The sequence below is a fragment of the Pseudomonas sp. TMW 2.1634 genome (assembly GCF_001703595.1).
Taxonomy (GTDB): Bacteria; Pseudomonadota; Gammaproteobacteria; order Pseudomonadales; family Pseudomonadaceae; genus Aquipseudomonas; species Aquipseudomonas fragi.
This window is the reverse complement of the sequence record NZ_CP016849.1, coordinates 1,779,601-1,798,918: the sequence shown is the minus strand read 5'-3', so window position 1 is coordinate 1,798,918 and position 19,318 is coordinate 1,779,601. Positions and strand designations below refer to the sequence as shown.

Genomic DNA, 19,318 nt, shown 5'->3' with positions numbered 1-19,318 from the left:
CGCGAGTGAGAGGGATCAGGCAGGTGCAGGCGTTACAATTTGTGTGGGAAACACCGGATTGCTTTTGTGGGAGCGGGCTTGCTCGCGATGCAGGCGACGCGGTTTAAAGTTGGACCGCGTTGCACCAATCGCGAGCAAGCCCGCTCCCACAGTTGCCAGTTGCCAGTTGCCAGTTGCCAGTTGCCAGTTGCCAGTTGCCAGTTGCCAGTTGGTCAGGGCTGATTTTCCAGGTCATGCAGTTCGCAGTACTGCGCCCAGTCCATACCCGCCATTTGCGCCACTTCGCGGTGCACGTCAAGGCGCTGTGCGGCGAATTCTTCAGGGGTGGCGCTGGTCAGTTGCAGCGTCAGCTCCCAGGCAAAAAGGCCCAGGCGTTCGGCTTCGGCCTCGAAGGCTTCGTTCAGGCGTTCCTGGCGATATTCCTTCATCGACTGGCCCACTGCGCGGGCAGCCAAAGGGTTCAAGGTTGCAAGTTCTGCAGCCAGTTCGGGGTGTTCGTCGAGAAAACGATCAAGGGCTTTTTGATGTCGGAGGCCGGGTTCAGTCATGACTGTTTCCACGCAGCAAGGCAGGGGCGCCGCTATACAGGATACGGCGGCCGGTGATGATGAACACTACATCAATACCCAGCAGGGTAATGGCCGACAGGTAATCGGCGCGGGGCTGGGTGATATCGCGCTCATAGCAGCTCTGCGCATGGCGCCCGACACCGCCAGCCTCAGCCAGTTGCGCCTGGGTCATATTCAGGCGCAAACGCTCTGTTCTCAGCCGCTCACCATATGTGTTCATTTGCGTCGCCCAAACAGGCACAAGTCATAATAAAAGAGTAAGCCAAACCGTCAGGCAGGGGAAGACTTGTGGGTAGGGTGGGCCTTTTGTTTAAAGGCACAGCAGGATGCCGCGAGACGATCCTGCCGGGCTGCGATGCTTGTTACGCTGTTTTTTTCTCGGTTTCCGGCAGGAACCAGTTCAGCAGCAGCGCACAGATACCCCCTGTGGCCACCCCGGACTCCAGCACGTTGCGCAAGGCGGCAGGCATATGCGCGAGGAACTCCGGCACTTGCGATACGCCCAGGCCCAGGGCCAGGGACACGGCAATGATCAGCAGGGCGCGACGGTCCAGGGTGATGCTGGCCAGGATATTGATACCCGAGGCCGCAACGGCGCCGAACATGACCATCGCAGCACCGCCCAGCACTGGCTCAGGCACGGCCTGGATGGCACCTGCAACGCTTGGGAACAGGCCCAGCAGGATCAGCATGGCGGCAATCCAAACACCGATATGGCGGCTGGCAATGCCGGTGAGCTGGATCACGCCGTTATTCTGGGCAAAGACCGAACTGGGGAAAGTGTTGAAGATACCCGCCAGAAACGAGTTGGCACCATTGACCAGCACGCCGCCCTTGATGCGTTGCATCCATACCGGGCCGTCCACTGGCTGGCGCGAGACTTTGCTGGTGGCTGTCACGTCACCGATGGCTTCCAGCGAGGTCACGAGGTAGATCACCAGCATCGGAATAAACAGCGCCCAGGAAAACCCCAGGCCGAAGTGCAGCGGCATCGGCACCTGGAACAGTTCAGCCTGGTGCATGCCGGTGAAGTCCAGGCGGCCCAGGTAACCGGCCAGGGCATAGCCCACGGCCAGGGCGATCACGATGGCGCAACTGCGCATCCATACCAGCGGGATACGGTTGAGGATCACGATAATGGCCAGCACCACGCCCGAGAGCATCAGGTTTTCGCCGTTGGCGAACGTGCCGTTGCCCATAGCCGTGAAACCGCCGCCCATGCTGATCAGGCCGACTTTGATCAGGGTCAGGCCGATCATCAGTACCACGATGCCGGTGACCAGCGGGGTGATCATGCGTTTAACGAAGGGTAGAACCCGGGAGATGCCCATTTCGACAAACGAGCCGGCAATCACCACACCAAAGATCGCCGCCATCACGCCTTCAACGGGCGTGCCTTGCTTGACCATCAGCGCGCCGCCGGCAATCAGCGGGCCGACGAAGTTGAAACTGGTGCCCTGCACGATCAGCAGCCCGGCGCCAAAAGGGCCGAAGCGTTTGCACTGGACAAAGGTGGCGATGCCGGAGATCACCAGCGACATGGAGACAATCAGGTTGGTGTCGCGGCTGGACACGCCCAGTGCCTGGCAGATCAGCAGGCCGGGGGTGACGATCGGCACGATAATGGCCAGCAGATGCTGTAGGGCAGCCAGAAAGGCGATCCACGGCTTGGGACGGTCTTCAAGACCCAAGACCAGCTCGCTGGTCTGAGGCTCGGCTTCAAGCGGGGTTTTGAGAGAGGTCATGGCGTGCGCCCTGGAAAAAAGAGCGCGATTCTACTGGTGTTGAGCCATTACGCCCAGTGCTGGATTGCGCAGGGGCCTGGCTTGCTGTGGGAGCGGGCTTGTTCGCGATGCAGGCCGCTCGGTTTATCTGATCGACCGAGTGGCCTGCATCGCGAGCAAGCCCGCTCCCACAGTAAGGGGGGGATTACAGATGCAACGCATGCCCCAGCGCACGCAACGCCGCTTCCTGCACGGCTTCACCCAGGGTCGGGTGGGCGTGGATGGTGCCGGCGATGTCTTCCAGGCAGGCGCCCATTTCCAGTGACTGGGCAAAAGCCGTCGACAACTCCGAAACGCCTGCGCCCACGGCTTGCCAGCCGACAACCAGATGGTTGTCACGGCGCGCCACAACCCGCACAAAGCCGGATTTGGCCTCCAGGGTCATGGCCCGGCCATTGGCCGAGAACGGGAAGCTGGCGCTGATGCAGTCCAGCCCTGCTTCTTGCGCCTCGACCGGGGTTTTGCCCACCACCACGATCTCCGGGTCGGTAAAGCAAACCGCGGCAATGGCCGTGGGGCTGAACTCGCGGTGCTGGCCGGCAATGATCTCGGCCACCATCTCGCCCTGGGCCATTGCCCGGTGGGCCAGCATCGGCTCGCCGGTCAGGTCGCCAATGGCCCACACATTGCGCATGCTGGTGTGGCAACGGTTGTCGACGCGAATCGCCGGGCCGTTCATGGTCAACGCCAATGCTTCAAGGTTGAAACCCTGTGTGCGCGGGCGACGACCCACTGCCACCAGCACCTGATCGGTTTCCAGGGTCTGGCTCTGGCCCATGCGGTCGCGCATCGACAGGGTCTTGCTGCTGGCCTGGAAGCCTTCGACGCTGTGTTCCAGGTACAGGGTAATGCCCAATGCCTTGAGGGACTCGGCTACCGGCAGGGTAAGATCCTTGTCGTAAGTCGGCAGGATCCGGTCGCGGGCTTCCACCACCGTGACTTCCGCGCCGAGCTTGCGGTAGGCGATACCCAGTTCCAGGCCGATATAGCCCGCGCCGACCACGGTCAGGCGCTTGGGAATGGCGGTGGGTTGCAGGGCTTCGGTGGACGAGATGATCGCGCCGCCGATGGGCAGGATCGGCAGGTCGACCGTCTGCGAGCCGGTGGCCAATAGCAGGTGTTCGCACTCGATGCGTTGCCCGTCGACTTCCACGGCCTTGCCATCGAGAATGCGCGCCCAGCCATGGATGACCTTGACGCCATTCTTTTTCAGCAGTGCGCCGACGCCGCTGGTCAGGCGGTCGACAATGCCGTTTTTCCACTGCACGCTCTGGCCGATGTCCAGGGTCGGGGCCTGGGTCTTGATCCCCAACGGCGAGGTGCCGCTGCTGTAGCGCTGGGTGGTGTGGAATTGTTCGGCAACGTGAATCAGCGCCTTGGACGGAATGCAGCCGACATTCAGGCAGGTACCGCCCAGCGACTGGCCTTCGATCAGGACCGTCGGGATGCCCAGCTGGCCGGCGCGGATCGCCGCCACATAGCCGCCGGGGCCGCCACCAATAATCAGCAGCGTGGTGTGTTGGGTTGGCTGCATGGTCACTCCACAAACAGGGTGGCAGGTTGTTCGAGCAAGCCACGCATGGCCTGGATAAATTGCGCCGCGTCCATGCCGTCGACCACGCGATGGTCGAAGGAGCTGGAGAGGTTCATCATTTTACGGATGACAATCTGGCCCTTGACCACCACCGGGCGCTCGACGATGCGGTTGACGCCGATGATCGCCACTTCGGGCAGGTTGACCACCGGCGTGCTGACGATGCCGCCCAATGCTCCCAGGCTGGTCAGGGTGATGGTTGAGCCGGTGAGTTCTTCACGGGTGGCCTTGCCGGTGCGCACGGCGTTGGCCAGCCGGGCGATTTCATCGGCGGCGCCCCACAGGTTGAGGGTTTCGGCATGGCGCACCACAGGCACCATCAAGCCGCCGTCGCTTTGCGCGGCGACGCCGATATGGGCGGCGCCGAAGCGGGTGATGATTTGCGCTTCGTCGTCGTAGCGCACGTTGATCTGCGGGAAGTCGCGCAAGGCCACGACCATAGCCCGCAGCAGAAACGGCAGCAGGGTCAGTTTGCCGCGGCTTTCGCCCCATTTCTGATTGAGCTGGGCGCGCAGTTCTTCCAGGGCGGTGACGTCCACTTCCTCGACATAGCTGAAGTGTGCGGCGCGGCGCTTGGCGTCCTGCATGCGCTGGGCGATCTTGCGGCGCAGGCCGATCACCGGGATCTGTTGCTCGTCATTGCGAATCGCATAGCCGCTGGCCGGGGCGACGCCGGTGCCGGCGTCGCGGGCCAGGTAGGTATCCAGGTCATCATGCAGCACGCGCCCGGCCGGGCCGCTGCCCACCACAAAACGCAGCTCGATGCCCGCATCCCAGGCGCGCTTGCGCACGGCCGGGGAGGCCAGTGGCCGTTCATTGGCTTCACGCGCCACAGGCGCGGTGCGCTGCACGGGCGCCGGCTTGATCGACGGTGCAGCCACGACGGCCACTTCAACCCGGGCCTGGGGCGCGGCTTTGACAGGGGTGGCCACAGGTTCCGCTGCAGTGGCAGGTTGTGCGCCTTCGCGCAGGTTGCCAGCACCTTCGACTTCAATGCGGATCAGCTCGCTGCCCACGGCCATTACTTCGCCAGGCTGGCCACCCAGGGCCAGCACGCGGCCAGCCACGGGGGAAGGGATATCTACGGTGGCCTTGTCGGTCATCACATCTGCGACCACCTGGTCTTCGCTGACCATGTCACCGACTTTGACAAACCATTCCACCAGTTCAACTTGCGCAATGCCTTCGCCAATGTCCGGCATCTTGATAACGTGCGTACCCATTCAGACCTCCATAACCCGTTGTAGTGCCGCACCCACTCGCGCCGGGCCAGGGAAATAGGCCCACTCCTGGGCATGGGGATAGGGGGTATCCCAGCCGGTTACACGCTCGATCGGTGCTTCCAGGTAATGGAAGCAGTGCTCCTGGACCAGTGCGATCAGTTCGGCGCCAAACCCGCAGGTACGGGTGGCTTCGTGAACAACAACGCAACGGCGGGTCTTTTTCACCGAGGTGACGATGGCGTCCAGGTCCAGCGGCCAGAGGCTGCGCAAGTCGATGACTTCAGCGTCGATGCCGGTTTCTTCCGCGGCGGCCTGGGCCACATACACGGTGGTGCCGTAGGTCAGGATGGTGACTTCAGTGCCGGGGCGCACGATGGCGGCGCAATCCAGCGGGACGGTGTAGTAACCGTCGGGCACGGCGCTGGCCGGGTGTTTCATCCAGGGCGTTACCGGGCGGTCGTGGTGGCCGTCGAACGGGCCGTTGTACAGGCGTTTTGGCTCCAGAAAGATCACCGGGTCATCGTTTTCGATGGCGGCAATCAGCAGGCCCTTGGCGTCGTAGGGGTTGGACGGCATCACGGTGCGTAGGCCACAGACCTGGGTAAACATGGCCTCGGGGCTCTGGCTGTGGGTCTGGCCACCGTAGATGCCGCCGCCGCAGGGCATGCGGATGGTCATCGGGGCGATAAACTCGCCGGCTGAGCGATAGCGCAGGCGCGCCGCTTCAGAGACGATCTGGTCGGACGCCGGGTAGAAGTAGTCGGCAAACTGGATTTCGGCCACCGGGCGCAGGCCATAAGCGCCCATGCCCACGGCGGCACCGACGATGCCGCTTTCCGAGATCGGCGCGTCGAACACCCGCGAGCTGCCGTACTTGGCCTGCAGGCCTTCGGTGCAGCGAAACACGCCGCCGAAGTAACCCACGTCCTGGCCAAACACCACCACGTTGTCGTCGCGCTCAAGCATCACATCCATAGCCGAGCGCAGGGCCTGGATCATCGTCATGGTGCTGGTACTCACGGCGTTCTCCATCTGAATTTTATTGTTGTCGTTCATCTGGTTATAACCCCAATTCCTGGCGTTGCCGGCGCAAATGCTCGGGCATGTCCTTGTACACGTCTTCAAACATGCTCGCGGCGCTCGGGATTTGCCCACCGGCCAAGGTGCCAAAACGCTCGGCTTCCTTTTGCGCGCCGATGATTTCGGCTTCCAGTTCGGCGCTGACCGCGGCGTGCTCTTCTTCCGACCAGTTGCCGGTGGCAATCAGGTGCTGTTTGAGGCGAATAATCGGATCGCCCAGCGGGAAGTGGCTCCAGTCATCGGCAGGGCGATACTTGGACGGATCGTCGGAGGTGGAGTGCGGGCCTGCGCGGTAAGTGACCCACTCGATCAGGGTCGGGCCCAGGTTGCGCCGTGCGCGCTCTGCGGCCCAGGCCGAGGCGGCGTACACGGCGATAAAGTCGTTGCCGTCCACCCGCAGCGAGGCAATGCCGCAGCCCACACCGCGCCCGGCGAAGGTGGTGGACTCGCCACCGGCAATGGCCTGGAAGGTGGAAATGGCCCATTGGTTGTTGACCACGTTGAGGATCACCGGGGCGCGGTACACGTGGGCGAAGGTGAGGGCGGTGTGGAAATCCGATTCGGCGGTGGCGCCGTCGCCGATCCAGGCCGAGGCGATTTTGGTGTCGCCCTTGATGGCCGAGGCCATGCCCCAGCCAACGGCCTGTACGAATTGGGTGGCCAGGTTGCCGGAAATACTGAAAAAGCCGTAGTCACGCACCGAATACATGATCGGCAATTGCCGACCCTTGAGCGGGTCGCGTTCGTTGGACAGCAACTGGCAGATCAGGTCCACCAGTGGTACATCGCGGGCCATCAGAATGCTTTGCTGGCGGTAGGTGGGGAAGCACATGTCGTCGATGTTCAGGGCCAGGGCCTGGGCGCTGCCGATGGCTTCTTCGCCAAGGCTTTGCATATAGAACGACATTTTTTTCTGGCGCTGGGCGACCACCATGCGCGTGTCAAAAATACGCGTCTTGAGCATGGCGCGCATGCCTTCACGCAATACCTCGCTGGATACGCCTTCGGCCCACGGACCAAGGGCCTGGCCCTGGTCGTCGAGCACGCGGATCAGGCCTTTGGCCAGGTCGGCGGTATCGGCAGGTTCTACGTCGATCGGCGGCTTGCGCACCAGACCGGCATCGGTCAGGCGCAGGTAGCTGAAGTCGGTCTTGCAGCCTGGGCGGCCGGAGGGTTCGGGAACGTGCAGGCGCAGCGGTGCATATTCATTCATGGCTTTCTCTACGCTCGATCTTGTCGTGTTTATTAGGCGCGGGAGCTAGGTGGACGATCTGGCTACTTAATGCCCGGATCTTGTCCTACAACAATCATATTCCTGACAGTGAAGAATATTTCTCTGTAGTTCGTTGTGCTTTGCAGCATTTAAGGATAAGAATTCTGCATAAACATAAAAAACAGGTGCTTTTGTCTCATGCGCAAGCTAGATCGAACCGATATCGGGATTCTCAACAGCCTTCAGCAGAATGCGCGCATCACCAATGCGGACCTTGCGCGTTCGGTAAACCTGTCGCCGACGCCGTGTTTCAATCGGGTCAAGGCTATGGAAGAGCGCGGCCTGATCCGCGAGCAGGTGACCTTGCTCGACGCCGACATGCTGGGGCTGCACGTCAATGTGTTTATCCATGTCAGCCTGGAAAAACAGGTCGAGGAAGCCCTGCAGCATTTTGAAGCGGCGATTTCCGATCGCCATGAAGTCATGGAGTGCTACTTGATGGCCGGCGACCCGGATTACCTGATCCGCGTGCTGGTGCCCAGCATCCAGGCGCTGGAGCGCTTTATGATGGACTTTTTGACCAAGGTGCCCGGCGTGGCCAATATCCGCTCCAGCTTTGCCCTCAAGCAGGTACGTTACAAAACCGCATTGCCGCTGCCGCCCGGCGGGCTGACCCTGGAGGAGTGATTACACCCGCAGCCGCCAGCGCTCGTTGAAGCGCAGGTCGACCACCGACAGCGGTTCCACGTCAATCAGGTTGAAGGAGGCGGTGGTCGCGGCCAGAGCATGCAAAATCGCCGCGCGGATCACAAAAGGGTGGGTCACCACGGCAAAGTGGCCCTCTTCACGAAACTCGTCGAGCCAGGCGCTGACCCGCAAGCACAAATCCTGTACCGACTCGCCGCCGTGGGGGGCCGAGCAGGGGTTGTTGATCCAGTTGTTCAGCGCCTGGGGCATGCTCTGTTGCAGGTCACACAGACGCTGCCCTTGCCAGTCGCCGATATCGTAATCACCCAGGGCGGGCACGATTTCAATTTCGCCGCCCAGTGCCTGGGCGGTTTGCAAGGTGCGGGTTTCGGGGGCGCAGAGGATGCGCACCGGTTTTTTCAGCCTGGCACTCAGCTCCGCTGCCAGCAGCAAGCCCTTGGGGTCAGCCGGCTCGTCCAGGGCAAAGCGCCCCAGACGCTGTGCCTCGGTGCGCGCATGACAAATAAAGCTGAGGCGGGTGGGCATTCTCAAGTCCTTGGGTGGTATCGGGTTGCGGGTGACTGCGTGTGCTCGTCCTTCAAGTCAGTTTAGGCGAGTATTATGACGACGTAATCCACTCTCAAGGTACTTTGCAATGGCTGCTGCTCGTTTGAAAAAAGTCTTCAATACCGCTGCATTGCTGGCACTGATGGCCAGCGCCAGTGCGGCGTTTGCCCATGCCCACCTCGAATCATCCACACCTGCTGCGGGGAGTACGGTGGCCAGTGCCGACGAACTGCGCCTGGTCTTTACCGAAGGCGTGGAGCAGGCGTTTACCAAGGTGGTGATCAGCCATGACCAGACGCCGGTGGCGGTGAGCAGCCTCAAGACCGAACCGGGCAACCAGAAGGTCCTGATCGTGACCCCGGCGCAGCCCCTGCCAGCAGGCACTTACCAGGTGAAGTGGAACGCGGTGTCGGTCGATACCCACAAGAGTGCGGGCGACTACAGCTTTACGGTGAGCCACTGAGTTGATTGTCAGCGCAATGGTGGTGTGCCGGTTTGTGCATTTCTGCGTGGTGCTGCTGATGTTCGGGGCCTGTGCCTTCAGGCTCTTGTTGCCGACGGCTGGGCTTCGTGTGGAGATGGACCGACAGTGGCGCCCGATCAATCGCCTGCTGGCGTGGGTGGGGCTGGGCAGTGGCCTGGCCTGGTTGCTGCTGACGACCCACTCGATGGCAGGCAGTTGGCCTGACACGCTGGCCCCGGCGACGCTGTGGCTGGTGTTGGGCAGCACCTTTTTTGGTCAGGTGTGGGCCTTCCATCTGCTGTTCTGCGTGTTGCTGCTGGTTGCCCTGTATGCGCGTGCGGGTTTTTACCTTGTCGGGACGCTGGCGGTCCTGTTGCTGGCCACGTTGGCCCCGGTGGGGCACGGCGCAATGCTGGATGGCTGGCGCGGGCAATTGCTGATGCTTAACCAGTGGGTGCATCTGCTGTGCGTCGGGGCCTGGATCGGCGGGCTGCTGGGGTTGCTGCTGACGCTTGTGCGGCCCGCCGCACAGGACGTGGGGGCGGTGTTGCAGCGCTTCAGCAATCTGGGGTTTGGCCTGGTTGCGGGGATTATTCTGACGGGGCTGATCAATACCCGGGTGCTCACCGGTGCGCTCTGGCCTACCCCCCTGTTTGAGGGATTCGCCCTGATCTTGTTGATCAAGGTGACGCTGGTGGGCGCCATGCTCTTGCTGGCGCTGTTCAACTTGCTGATGAGTCGCAGGGGGCATTTCGCCGTATTGCGCCGCAGCGTGGCACTGGAATGGCTGTTCGGGCTGGCGGCGGTGGCTGCCGTGTCATTGCTGGGGACCTTGCCACCGCTGGTGGTGGGGTAAAGCCGGAGTACACCCATTCGTAGCAGCTGACGAGTAGAACGAGGCTGCGTCCGGCTGCGCAGCAGTCGTCAAATCGGTCAGTCCGGTGTTCATGTCTACCGTGAACACCGGGTTTACGGCCGCTTCGCGCCCGGACGCAGCCGTCGTTCCTCGGCAGCTGCTACGTATGCTGCTAGATCAGCAGAAACACACCCAGCAATCCACCGAACACCAACCACTTCTCGGCGTAGTAACGCGTGCGGTTGCGTTTTTTCAGTTCCTTGCCGCGCAGGCGGATCTTGTACAGCCGGGTAAAGGCGCGGTTCAGGGCACCAGTTTTGTCGGTGGCAGCGTTCGGTGAGCTGGCGGATGCCATCACCGTGCGGCTGAACCACTGGTTGAAAGCGCTGGCCCAGCGATATTGCATCGGGCGTTCGATATCGCAGAACAGGATGATGCGGTTTTTATCCGTGGTGTTTTCGGCGTAATGAATAAAGGTTTCGTCAAATATCACCGCCTCGCCATCACGCCACGCATAGTTTTCCCCGTCGACATTGATATAACAGCCCGGGTCATTCGGCGTGTCCAGGCCCAGGTGAAAACGCAGGGAACCGGCATAAGGATCACGGTGGCGCACCAGCTTCGAGCCGGGTGGCAACTCGGCAAACATGGCGGCCTTGATAGTCCCGATGCCGTTAAGCAGCTCGATGGTGCGCGGGCACATCTCGACCGCTGAAGGGTGATTGTCGCCATACCACTTCAGGTAAAAGCGCTTCCAGCCGCTCTTGAAAAAGGAGTTGAAACCCACGTCATTCGGCTGTTCTGAGCGCTTGATTGCGCCCGCGTTCATCAGGTTGCGCGCTTCTTCGCGGATTTCCTGCCAGTGCTCCTGCAAGGGTTGCAGCTCGGGAAAGTCGCCAGGCTTCAGATACGGCTGGCTGGGGACCTTGGAGAACAGGTACAGAAAGCAGTTGATGGGCGCCAGAAAAGTGGAGTGATCGCTCAACTGGCGACCGAGTTTATGGCGAACCTTGCCCCGCAGGTGGACATACGCGATGGACAAAACGTAAACAGCAATAATGATGAGTTTCAAGAGTATCGTCACAAGTCAGGAGAAACGCAGCCCGGCAAACACGCAAGTGGCCCGACATCTCGTAAGAAATATCGGGTACTGGTGCCGCTTTTTGGGAGCCAATATGTAAGGTTAAAGCAGCACTTTGGCCATTTTCCAGCCTTTCATAACGTTTTTGTCATCTTTGCTTACAGTCTTTGGTCGTGTTGCGGGTGCCGCCCTGGTATGGAAAAAGCCGCCTCAGGCCTCGTTAGCGGCGTTTTTTTCCAGCAAGGCATCGACTTCGGCGGTACCAGGGGCGGTGGCGGGGCCGCGGCGGGTAACGGCCAGGGCCGCTGCTGCATTGGCTCGCGTCGCCGCGTGTACGGGGCTGTAACCGGCCGCCAGTGCGGCAATCATCACCCCGGTATGGGCGTCGCCGGCACCGTTGCTGTCGACAGCCTGGACCTTGAACCCGGCCACAGGCTGCTGACCATGCCTGTCGCTGACCCAGCAGCCCTGCGGGCCGTCGCGCACAACGCTGACGCAGCCCTCGGGCAGGCGGGCGGCCAGGGCGGGCAGGGCGGGCAGGGCGTCGAGCAGGGACGGGCTGGCGGTGAAGCTGCGTGCCTCGGCGCTGTTGCTGGTCCAGAGGTTCAGGCGCGGCAGCAGGGCGTTGAGCAATTGCGGGGCGATATCGGCCAGTAACGGGCCGGGGTCGAACGCTACCTGCACGTCGGGCGCCAGGCTCAGGATCCAGCGCAACAGAGGTTCGGCCTTGTGGGCATGCAACAGGCTGTACCCGCTGACATAGACGTGATCATCAGGCTGGACGCTGACCTGTGCCAGATCCTCGGCAGACAATCCGCCTTCGGCGCCGATACAGGAAATAAAGGTCCGCTCGGCGCTGGCTTCGGTGAGGGCCACGCACACGCCGGTGTCCTTGCCCGGGTCGATGGCCAGGGACAGCTGGATACCTTCGGCATGCAGGGCCTCGCGGGCCAGGTCACCAAACCGGCCCTGGCCGTGGCGACCCAGGTACACGCTCTGCAGGCCATTGCGTTGGGCGGCGGCCATCACATTGAAGCCACCGCCTGCGTAAAAACAGGCGTCATGGGCCAGGACATCGCCACCGGAACGGGGCAGGGTGTCCAGCGCCATCGCCAGGTCGACGATCACCTGGCCGGTATGCAGCAATCTAGCCATGGGCGGCCTCCGGTGCGCAGCGGCGGCGGTCTTTGGCGCCGCCCGACAGGGCATACAAGCCCGCGGCGACTGCGAATGTAACGACCCAGCCAAGGCCGTTGTGGCCCAGCCATGAATCGGCCAGCGGCCCGACAAACCAGTCCGCATCCGAACTGCCCACCCGGGTAAAACAGAACCCCAGCACCAGCGCGATGGCCCAGGCCCCCAGTGCGCGCCACTCGATGCCGCCCTTGTACCAGTAGGCGCTGCGGGGGCTGACGTCGAGCAGGTCGTGGGCGCTGTAATAATGGCGGTGCAGCAGGTCGACGATAAAGATCGCCACCCAGGCCGTGATTGGAATGGCCGTGAGTGAGATAAACGTGATGAAAGGGCCGTAAAAACTGTCGGCAAACAGCATGAAGTAAATCGAGCCACAGAATATGGCCACGATGTCTACGACCACGGCCTGCACCCGCTTGATGTTCACGCCCAGGGTCAGGGTTGTCAGGCCGGCAGAATATACTGACAGATGATTGGACAGCAGCAGGCCGCCAAAGGCGCTGAGCAGATAGGGCACAGCCATCCAGGACGGCAACAGGTTGCGGATAGCCGCAATGGGGTCGGTGGCCGACGCCAGCGCGTGGTTGCCCACGGTCAGCAGGCCGCCAAGGGTGATCAGCAACACCAGCGGGATCCCTGCGCCCCAGGCCGCCGAGGCCACCAGTTGCGAGGCGCTGACGCTGTGTTTCTGGTAGCGCGACATATCGGCACCGGCGTTGGCCCAGCCGATGCCGGTGCCTGCAGCCATGATGCCAATGCCGATAATCACGGCGCTCATGGGCGCGGGGCTGGCGTTCAATACCCCTGGCCAGTCGATGGTGGCGCAGAGAAAACCGCCCACCAGCAGGTTGAGCGCGCCAAACACATAGGTTGCCCACTTCTGGATCACCAGCAGCGTGGCATGGCCAAGCCCGGAAACCGCCAGGGTCAGCAGGGTGAAAATACCGATAAATACCAGGGTCAGCAGCGGAGCGCTTTTGGCTTCGGTGGGGGTGTTGAACAGGATCGTGCTCAGAGACAGCAACACGAAAGCGGCGGTGGTGGTATTGACCGTTTCCCAGCCTACCCGGGACATCAATGACACCAGCGTAGGCGCCATATTGCCGCGCACGCCGAAAATGGCCCGCGACAATGTCAGGCTTGGCGCTCGCCCACGTCGTCCGGCAATGGAGATAACGCCGACCACGGCGAACGAGCCTGCGGCACCGATCAAGGCAACAATCACCACCTGCCAGATTGCCAGTTGATGAAAGGCCACCAGCGTGGCCCCCAGCGGCAAGCCGAGAATGCTGATATTGGCGGCAAACCAGACCCAGAACAGTTGAAGCGGGTTGCCCTTGCATTCGCTTTCGGGGACGGGCTCGATGCCGCGGGTTTCCAGTTGCCCGGCAGAGTGCCCGGCGTCAGGGGATGTCATGGCGTGTAGCTCCTGAGGCTGTTGTTATCGTTGTAGGCAGGCCGGGCTTGGGTGTGAGGCCCGTCGTGGTGCGGTCAAGGGCAGGGGGTCAGCTGTGGCGAAGGGCTAGCAAGTCGCGCACCAAGGGGTCCAACTGCATGCTGTTGACCGCGACGATTTGCTTGATCAGCGCCGCAGGCCAAAGTTGCAGGCCGCCGCAGGCACCCAGCATGGCGCCGAGGATGGCGGCAATGGTGTCGGTATCGCCGCCAATGCTGGCGGCCATGCACAGGGCGTCGAAACTGCTCAGGGCGCCGCTGGCCACGCGCTGGGCGAGGGCAAAGGCGGCGACCACGGATTCTTGAGACGCGACCGATGTGCCGATCACGTCATACAACAGGTCGCCGATATTGTCGGGGTTGCACTCGCGACTGGCCTGCCTGGCCCAGCGAATGCGCGGGCCGATGCGGCCGCCAGCCACCCAGTGGCCGTGGTGTTCGGCCATAAACGCCATTTCAGTACCGGCATTGAGGGCGTGCTCAAGTTGTGTGCCATTGAGCCCGCTGGACACCACGGCGGCAACCGCAGCGGCACTGGCAATCCCCAGGCTGGTGTTGTGCGTCACCTGGCAGGCCTGGACTACAGACTGGATAAAACGCTCCGGCTGGCGCACGTCGCTGGCGATGCCCACCGGGGTTATGCGCATGGCTGCGCCATTGGTGGTGCCATGACGCCCGGACTCTTCGGGGCTGTGGCCCGCGAGGATCATCTCGATTGCACGCTTGGTCGACGGCCCCAAAAGGTCCTGGGAGCCTTTGGCCTGCATGTTGGCTTCCCAGGCAATCAGGCGTTGGGCTAGCAGGTGCGGGTCAATGCTGCCCCGGCCCTCGACCAGCAGTTGGCCAACCAGGATGGCCTGCTCGGTGTCGTCGGTGATTGAGCCTGCAAGCATGCCCGGGGCGATAGGCTGATCGGCGGGGGCGTTTTCAAGGGTGCCAATGTGGCCAAAGCGGGACAGAATCTGCCCGCGGCTCAACGACTGGGTCGGCATGCCCAGGGCATCGCCCAAAGCCAGGCCATAGAACGCGCCCAGTGCTCGGTCCATTGCTGTCATGTGGGTGTTCCAAACGAGTGGTACATGCGAAAGTGCTGTGGGTCCAGCCAACTTTCGACCATTTCCATCAAGCGCCCCTGGCGGTCGTAAGTGGTGCGCAACGCCTTGAGAAATACGGTCCCGGCAGGGCGCCCGAGCATGAGGGCGTCTTCTTCGTTGAGGGGTTCGGCGCCAATCCATTGGTCGCCGCGATCTGCGACAAACCCGTAGGCTGCCAGGGTTATGGTCAGGGAATCGTCGATCAGGCCAACCCTTGGCAAGCCTTCCAGGCCACCGGTCGCGGGCATCAGTGAGCGCTCCAGGGAGATGGCGGTGCCATCGTCCCGGCGCCGGCGACGTTCCAGGATAATAAACTGGCTCAAGCCAAATTGATGCAGCAGGTCCGGGCGCTCTATGGCCTCGAGCCTGAGCTGCTCTGTGTGGATGCGGGCACCGGTGCTGGCCAGTGCCTGGGTCCAGCCGTTGTTCTGGTCGAGGGTAATACCGTCATAGGTGACGATGGCGCCGCCTTCGTTTTGCGTGGCTATATATTTTCGCCTTTCCAGTTCCGTCAGTGCTGCACGCAATGTGCTGTGGCTGACGCCCAGTTCTTGAGCCAATTGGTCTTCTCCTGGCAGTGGATTGCCGTCTGCCAGGAGACCGCTTTCGATACGGTGGACGAGCTCGTCGACTACCCGTTGTTGTTTGTTGAATCGAACCTGTTTGATCATGCCGAAAGTAATAGCTCAGCAATTGAGGTTCGGCAATATTCTCAACCCGGTATCAGCCATAAAGGGTGGTTATAACGGGTATTGCTTGTCAGCAAGGATGCCTTGCGCCGGCGGGCAACCCCGGCCCAAGGCCGGCGCAGGGAGGGACGGGTGTTTCAGCCGCACGCCTTGAGGTTGACCGGGCCCACGAACTCGTTGCCGCGGCCCATTACGCAGGCCACCGCCTGATTGCGCTGGCGCTCCCAGGCCTGGACCGGATAGGTCTTGTTCCACGCCTCGTACAGCTGGCGGTCCTGTTTTGACAGGCGCAAGTTGTATTGCTTGCTCATATAGAAGTAGGTGCGGGCAATCATGCCGCGAATGGAGGGCCGGGGCATGACCTTCTTGGACTTGAAATCAACCTGTGTCAGGCACGAGCCATATTGGCCCTTTTGCACGGGTAGCCAGCCAAAACTGAAGTTGTTTCTGTCCCCGTTGACCTCGCCGATGCTGGGCACCAGGTTGTGCAGGTCCGCTTCGGCCACCTTGAACACCGGGTCGTTGCGGGTGCAGTTTTTGCGTCCCCCACTTTGCCAGCACTGGCGCTGATGGCCGATCTGCCAGGCGGGCACGATATGCTCCCACTCAATTCGTGCGGCGCGGTTGGCATTTTTGCGTGGGGTATAGCCACAGGCTTTGAGGTCGACACGGTTGCCGGTGTATTTACAGCCGCAGTAGAACTCGGTGGACTGCGGTGCGTAGAGCTTCCAGGCGACTTTCTTGGCTTCGCTGAAGGTTTGCGGGGCGCCAGCGTGAGCGCTTAAAACGGTAAAGAGACTGACCAGTGCCAGTAAACAAACCCTCATCGACTCAATCTTCCTCAGGCACAGTCCAGAACACGTTAATGGCACCATCATCGCGATAGGCAATGGTGACATTGTCGTTTTCGGAAATTTCTTCGATCAGGCGTTCCCAGAACTCGGGGTTGTCGCCTTCAAGTCGTTCAAGCACCGCCATCTTGTCTTTTTGCGCTTTGGGCGAGCTGATGATTTTTTGTATACGCGTGCCGAAAATTTCGTAGGGGCTCGGTGGGGTCGGCTCTTTCGCCGCTTTTTTAGCCATGATGCGATCCTTGGTGTGCTGTATGCGCATACAGTATTTAACTGCGCCAGATTTGGCAACTGTTTGCTGCTTTGGCAAGCAAACCGGCGCTTGGTTCTGGGCGCAAAAAAAAAACCGCCTCCCGGAGGGGAGGCGGCTTCTTGAATCGCAAGTGCTTGAAACTCCGGGTTTAGTACTCCCAGAACATGCGCTGCAGCTCTTTGCTGTCCTGGGTCTTGGTCAGTGCAACCATGGCCAGGATGCGGGCTTTCTGAGGGTTCAGGTCGTGGGCGACCACCCAGTCATTCTTGTCGTCCGGCTGTTCTGCGTTACGCAGTACGAAACCGCCGCTGTTAACGTGAGAAGAACGAATGATTTGGACGCCATCTTTGCGCAGGGCTTGCAAGGTTGGCACTACGCTCGACGCCACCGAACCGTTGCCGGTACCTGCGTGGATGATGGCCTTGGCGCCGGATTGGGCCAGTGCCTTGTAGGCGGTGTCGTCCACATTGCCGTAGGAGTAGGCGATGCCTACGTTTGGCAGGCTCTTGATGTTTTTGATGTCGAACTCGGAATCCATGGTGTGGCGCTTGGCCGGCAGGCGGAACCAGTAGGACTTGCCTTCAACCACCATTCCCAGCGGGCCCCAAGGGCTTTTGAAGGCTTCGGTCTTGATGTTGATCATTTTGCTGACATCGCGACCGGACTGGATTTCGTCGTTCATGGTCACCAGCACGCCTTTACCGCGCGCTTCCTTGCTGCCGGCAACGGCAACGGCGTTGTACAGGTTGAGCATGCCGTCAGCCGACATGGCAGTGCCCGGGCGCATGGAGCCGACCACGACAATCGGCTTGTCGGTTTTTTCCACCAGGGTCAGGAAGTAAGCGGTCTCTTCCAGGGTGTCGGTGCCGTGGGTGATGACGATGCCATCGACATCATCGCGTTCAGCCAGCTCGGCAACCCGGCGGCCCAATTGCAGCAGGTTGTCGTTGGTGATGCTCTCGGAAGCAATTTGCATCACTTGCTCGCCGCGCACGTTGGCCAGCTCGCTCAGTTCGGGAACACCGGCAATCAGCTTGTCGATACCGACTTTGGCTGCCGTGTAAGTGGCGCTGTTGGCAGCGCTGGCGCCTGCTCCGGCAATGGTGCCGCCAGTGGCCAGAATGATGACGTTGGGTTTGCCGGCCGCTTCTTGCGCCTGGGCAGTTGGCAGAGCCAGCAGCAGTGCCAGGGCCCCCGGAATGATTGATTTCAACACAGCATTTTTCATTATTTTTTCTCTTATTAGTGAGTGTGCCGATGTACGCACACCGAGCACGGCACGGGCCATCCATTGGCGGCGTGCGGCGTAGGTGAAGCACTATCTATGCCAGTGGCAAAGGCTCTGGGTGGCCCGTTCAAGCCACTGATTCACTGGGTCCAATGTCACTTGCTGCAAGCTCTGTTGCGAGCCTGGACGGTTTCCCGAACAAAGTCGGGTTTTATGTTCGGAGAATCGAATGCGTCGCGGGTGGGCAGGGGCTTTTTTCACGTTGACAAATAACCAGCGGTTTTCCATAGTGAGGTTCAAGCAAACGTTTGCGCGGCGTTTTTTGAGCCTGTGATGACAGGCACTCACCCTGAGCTGTTGCCCGTCACACGGCGCTTGGTATTCAGGTGTAGCGCAGGCAGGACGTTGCTCACAATAATCATAAGATCGGAGTTACTGCCATGAAGCTGCCATTTGCTGGACGCCTTCTCGCTGTCGCCATGCTGGCTGCAGCATCCCTCGCTCTGCCTCTCGCCCATGCCGAAACAGCGCCAAAGCCCAAGGTCGGGCTGGTGATGAAATCGTTGGCAAACGAATTTTTCGTCACCATGCAAAAGGGCGGCGAAGACTATCAAAAGGCCAATGCGGCCACGTTCGACCTGGTCTCCAACGGGATCAAGAACGAAACGGACACTGCAGGCCAGATCGACATCATCAATCAAATGATCATTGCCAAGGTCGATGCGCTGGTCATTGCGCCCGCAGATTCCAAGGCCCTGGTTTCGGCGATCAAAAAAGCCCGGGATCGCGGGATCGTAGTGGTCAACATCGACAACCAGCTGGACCCTGACGTGCTCAAAAGCAAAGGCCTCGATGTGCCGTTCGTGGGGCCCAACAACCGCCAGGGCGCGCGTGAAGTCGGGGTGTACCTGGCGACCAAGCTGCAGGCAGGCGATGAAGTGGGCATCATCGAGGGCGTGTCGACTACCACCAATGCCCAGATGCGCACCGCAGGTTTCAAGGATGCAATGACCGCTGCCGGCATGAAAGTCGTGCCGGTGCAGTCAGGCAACTGGGAAATCGACGGCGGCAACAAGGTTGCCGCGGGCATGCTCAGCGAATACCCGAACCTCAAGGCTATCCTGGCCGGCAATGACAGCATGGCCCTGGGCGCGGTGTCGGCTATCCGTGCCGCAGGCAAGGCCGGCAAGGTCCAGGTGGTGGGCTATGACAATATCGATGCGATCAAGCCGATGCTAAAAGATGGCCGGGTACTGGCAACGGCCGATCAGGCAGCAGCCAAACAGGCGGTTTTCGGCATTGAAACCGCGCTCAAGCTGGTCAGAAAAGAGCCGGTCGAGAACCTCAAGGACGGTGTCATCGATACCCCTGTGCAACTGGTCACCCATCCTTAATCCGGCCCGCTGTCGCTGGCACCTGCCCCATCGGCAGGTGCCC

General features: G+C 61.2%; 20 protein-coding genes. 4 read left to right on the top strand and 16 right to left on the bottom strand.

Annotated elements, in window-relative coordinates:
• Positions 1–212: 212 nt before the first annotated feature.
• The 7 genes from BFC21_RS08550 to BFC21_RS08520 form a co-directional block, all read right to left on the bottom strand.
• A complete protein-coding gene (locus BFC21_RS08550) occupies positions 213–548 on the bottom strand; it encodes a DUF6388 family protein (RefSeq protein ID WP_088377658.1) in 336 nt (111 codons plus the stop codon).
• Positions 541–789 carry a helix-turn-helix domain-containing protein gene (locus BFC21_RS08545; RefSeq protein ID WP_088377657.1) on the bottom strand — a complete coding sequence of 83 codons (249 nt, stop codon included), beginning with the start codon at positions 787–789 and terminating at the stop codon, positions 541–543. The genes BFC21_RS08550 and BFC21_RS08545 overlap by 8 nt, the downstream gene beginning before the upstream one ends.
• 142 nt (positions 790–931) lie before the next feature.
• Positions 932–2,314 carry a nucleobase:cation symporter-2 family protein gene (locus tag BFC21_RS08540; RefSeq protein ID WP_088377656.1) on the bottom strand — a complete coding sequence of 461 codons (1,383 nt, stop codon included), beginning with the start codon at positions 2,312–2,314 and terminating at the stop codon, positions 932–934.
• Positions 2,315–2,498: 184 nt separating this feature from the next.
• Positions 2,499–3,887: a dihydrolipoyl dehydrogenase gene (gene lpdA, locus BFC21_RS08535; protein WP_088377655.1), complete on the bottom strand. Its 1,389-nt coding sequence runs from the start codon at positions 3,885–3,887 to the stop codon at positions 2,499–2,501.
• Positions 3,888–3,889: 2 nt separating this feature from the next.
• Positions 3,890–5,170 (bottom strand): dihydrolipoamide acetyltransferase family protein, encoded by a 1,281-nt coding sequence (locus BFC21_RS08530; protein WP_088377654.1) that lies wholly within the window; start codon positions 5,168–5,170, stop codon positions 3,890–3,892.
• Entirely contained in the window at positions 5,171–6,226 is a 1,056-nt protein-coding gene (locus BFC21_RS08525; RefSeq protein ID WP_086797767.1) for an alpha-ketoacid dehydrogenase subunit beta, read from the bottom strand.
• Between the two features lie 4 nt (positions 6,227–6,230).
• Positions 6,231–7,463 (bottom strand): 3-methyl-2-oxobutanoate dehydrogenase (2-methylpropanoyl-transferring) subunit alpha, encoded by a 1,233-nt coding sequence (locus tag BFC21_RS08520; RefSeq protein WP_016781431.1) that lies wholly within the window; start codon positions 7,461–7,463, stop codon positions 6,231–6,233.
• Positions 7,464–7,661: 198 nt separating this feature from the next.
• Between BFC21_RS08520 and bkdR the strand changes: the two genes are divergently transcribed.
• A complete protein-coding gene (gene bkdR / locus BFC21_RS08515) occupies positions 7,662–8,150 on the top strand; it encodes a Bkd operon transcriptional regulator BkdR (RefSeq protein ID WP_016781430.1) in 489 nt (162 codons plus the stop codon).
• Here the strand turns inward: bkdR and BFC21_RS08510 are convergent, their stop codons facing one another.
• Positions 8,151–8,696, bottom strand: a complete 546-nt coding sequence (locus tag BFC21_RS08510) for a histidine phosphatase family protein (RefSeq protein ID WP_088377653.1) — start codon at positions 8,694–8,696, stop codon at positions 8,151–8,153.
• Positions 8,697–8,805: 109 nt separating this feature from the next.
• On the opposite strand from BFC21_RS08510, the gene copC reads away from it, so the two are divergent.
• Positions 8,806–9,180 carry a copper homeostasis periplasmic binding protein CopC gene (gene copC / locus BFC21_RS08505; RefSeq protein ID WP_016781428.1) on the top strand — a complete coding sequence of 125 codons (375 nt, stop codon included), beginning with the start codon at positions 8,806–8,808 and terminating at the stop codon, positions 9,178–9,180.
• A gap of 4 nt (positions 9,181–9,184) precedes the next feature.
• Positions 9,185–10,036: a copper homeostasis membrane protein CopD gene (gene copD, locus BFC21_RS08500; RefSeq protein WP_088379495.1), complete on the top strand. Its 852-nt coding sequence runs from the start codon at positions 9,185–9,187 to the stop codon at positions 10,034–10,036.
• Between the two features lie 172 nt (positions 10,037–10,208).
• Here copD and lpxO read toward each other — a convergent pair whose 3' ends face one another.
• From lpxO to BFC21_RS08460, 8 genes are all read right to left on the bottom strand, one after another.
• On the bottom strand, positions 10,209–11,108 hold the full coding sequence (lpxO, locus tag BFC21_RS08495; protein ID WP_088377652.1) for a lipid A hydroxylase LpxO: 900 nt from the start codon (positions 11,106–11,108) through the stop codon (positions 10,209–10,211).
• 219 nt (positions 11,109–11,327) lie between these two features.
• On the bottom strand, positions 11,328–12,272 hold the full coding sequence (locus tag BFC21_RS08490; RefSeq protein WP_120265974.1) for a PfkB family carbohydrate kinase: 945 nt from the start codon (positions 12,270–12,272) through the stop codon (positions 11,328–11,330).
• The gene (locus tag BFC21_RS08485; protein WP_088377650.1) at positions 12,265–13,728 is read right to left on the bottom strand and encodes a cytosine permease; all 1,464 of its coding nucleotides are present in this window, start codon (positions 13,726–13,728) and stop codon (positions 12,265–12,267) included. The genes BFC21_RS08490 and BFC21_RS08485 overlap by 8 nt, the downstream gene beginning before the upstream one ends.
• A gap of 88 nt (positions 13,729–13,816) precedes the next feature.
• A complete protein-coding gene (locus BFC21_RS08480) occupies positions 13,817–14,821 on the bottom strand; it encodes an ADP-ribosylglycohydrolase family protein (RefSeq protein ID WP_088377649.1) in 1,005 nt (334 codons plus the stop codon).
• Positions 14,818–15,531: a GntR family transcriptional regulator gene (locus BFC21_RS08475; protein ID WP_088377648.1), complete on the bottom strand. Its 714-nt coding sequence runs from the start codon at positions 15,529–15,531 to the stop codon at positions 14,818–14,820. Before BFC21_RS08475 ends, BFC21_RS08480 begins: the two co-directional genes overlap by 4 nt.
• 155 nt (positions 15,532–15,686) lie before the next feature.
• Positions 15,687–16,376: an endonuclease gene (locus BFC21_RS08470; RefSeq protein ID WP_016781421.1), complete on the bottom strand. Its 690-nt coding sequence runs from the start codon at positions 16,374–16,376 to the stop codon at positions 15,687–15,689.
• A gap of 4 nt (positions 16,377–16,380) precedes the next feature.
• On the bottom strand, positions 16,381–16,632 hold the full coding sequence (locus tag BFC21_RS08465; RefSeq protein ID WP_016781420.1) for a DUF1654 domain-containing protein: 252 nt from the start codon (positions 16,630–16,632) through the stop codon (positions 16,381–16,383).
• 169 nt (positions 16,633–16,801) lie between these two features.
• The gene (locus BFC21_RS08460; RefSeq protein ID WP_016781419.1) at positions 16,802–17,881 is read right to left on the bottom strand and encodes an asparaginase; all 1,080 of its coding nucleotides are present in this window, start codon (positions 17,879–17,881) and stop codon (positions 16,802–16,804) included.
• Positions 17,882–18,321: 440 nt separating this feature from the next.
• Here BFC21_RS08460 and BFC21_RS08455 point away from each other — a divergent pair, with 440 nt between their 5' ends.
• On the top strand, positions 18,322–19,275 hold the full coding sequence (locus BFC21_RS08455; protein ID WP_088377647.1) for a sugar ABC transporter substrate-binding protein: 954 nt from the start codon (positions 18,322–18,324) through the stop codon (positions 19,273–19,275).
• Positions 19,276–19,318 lie beyond the last annotated feature (43 nt).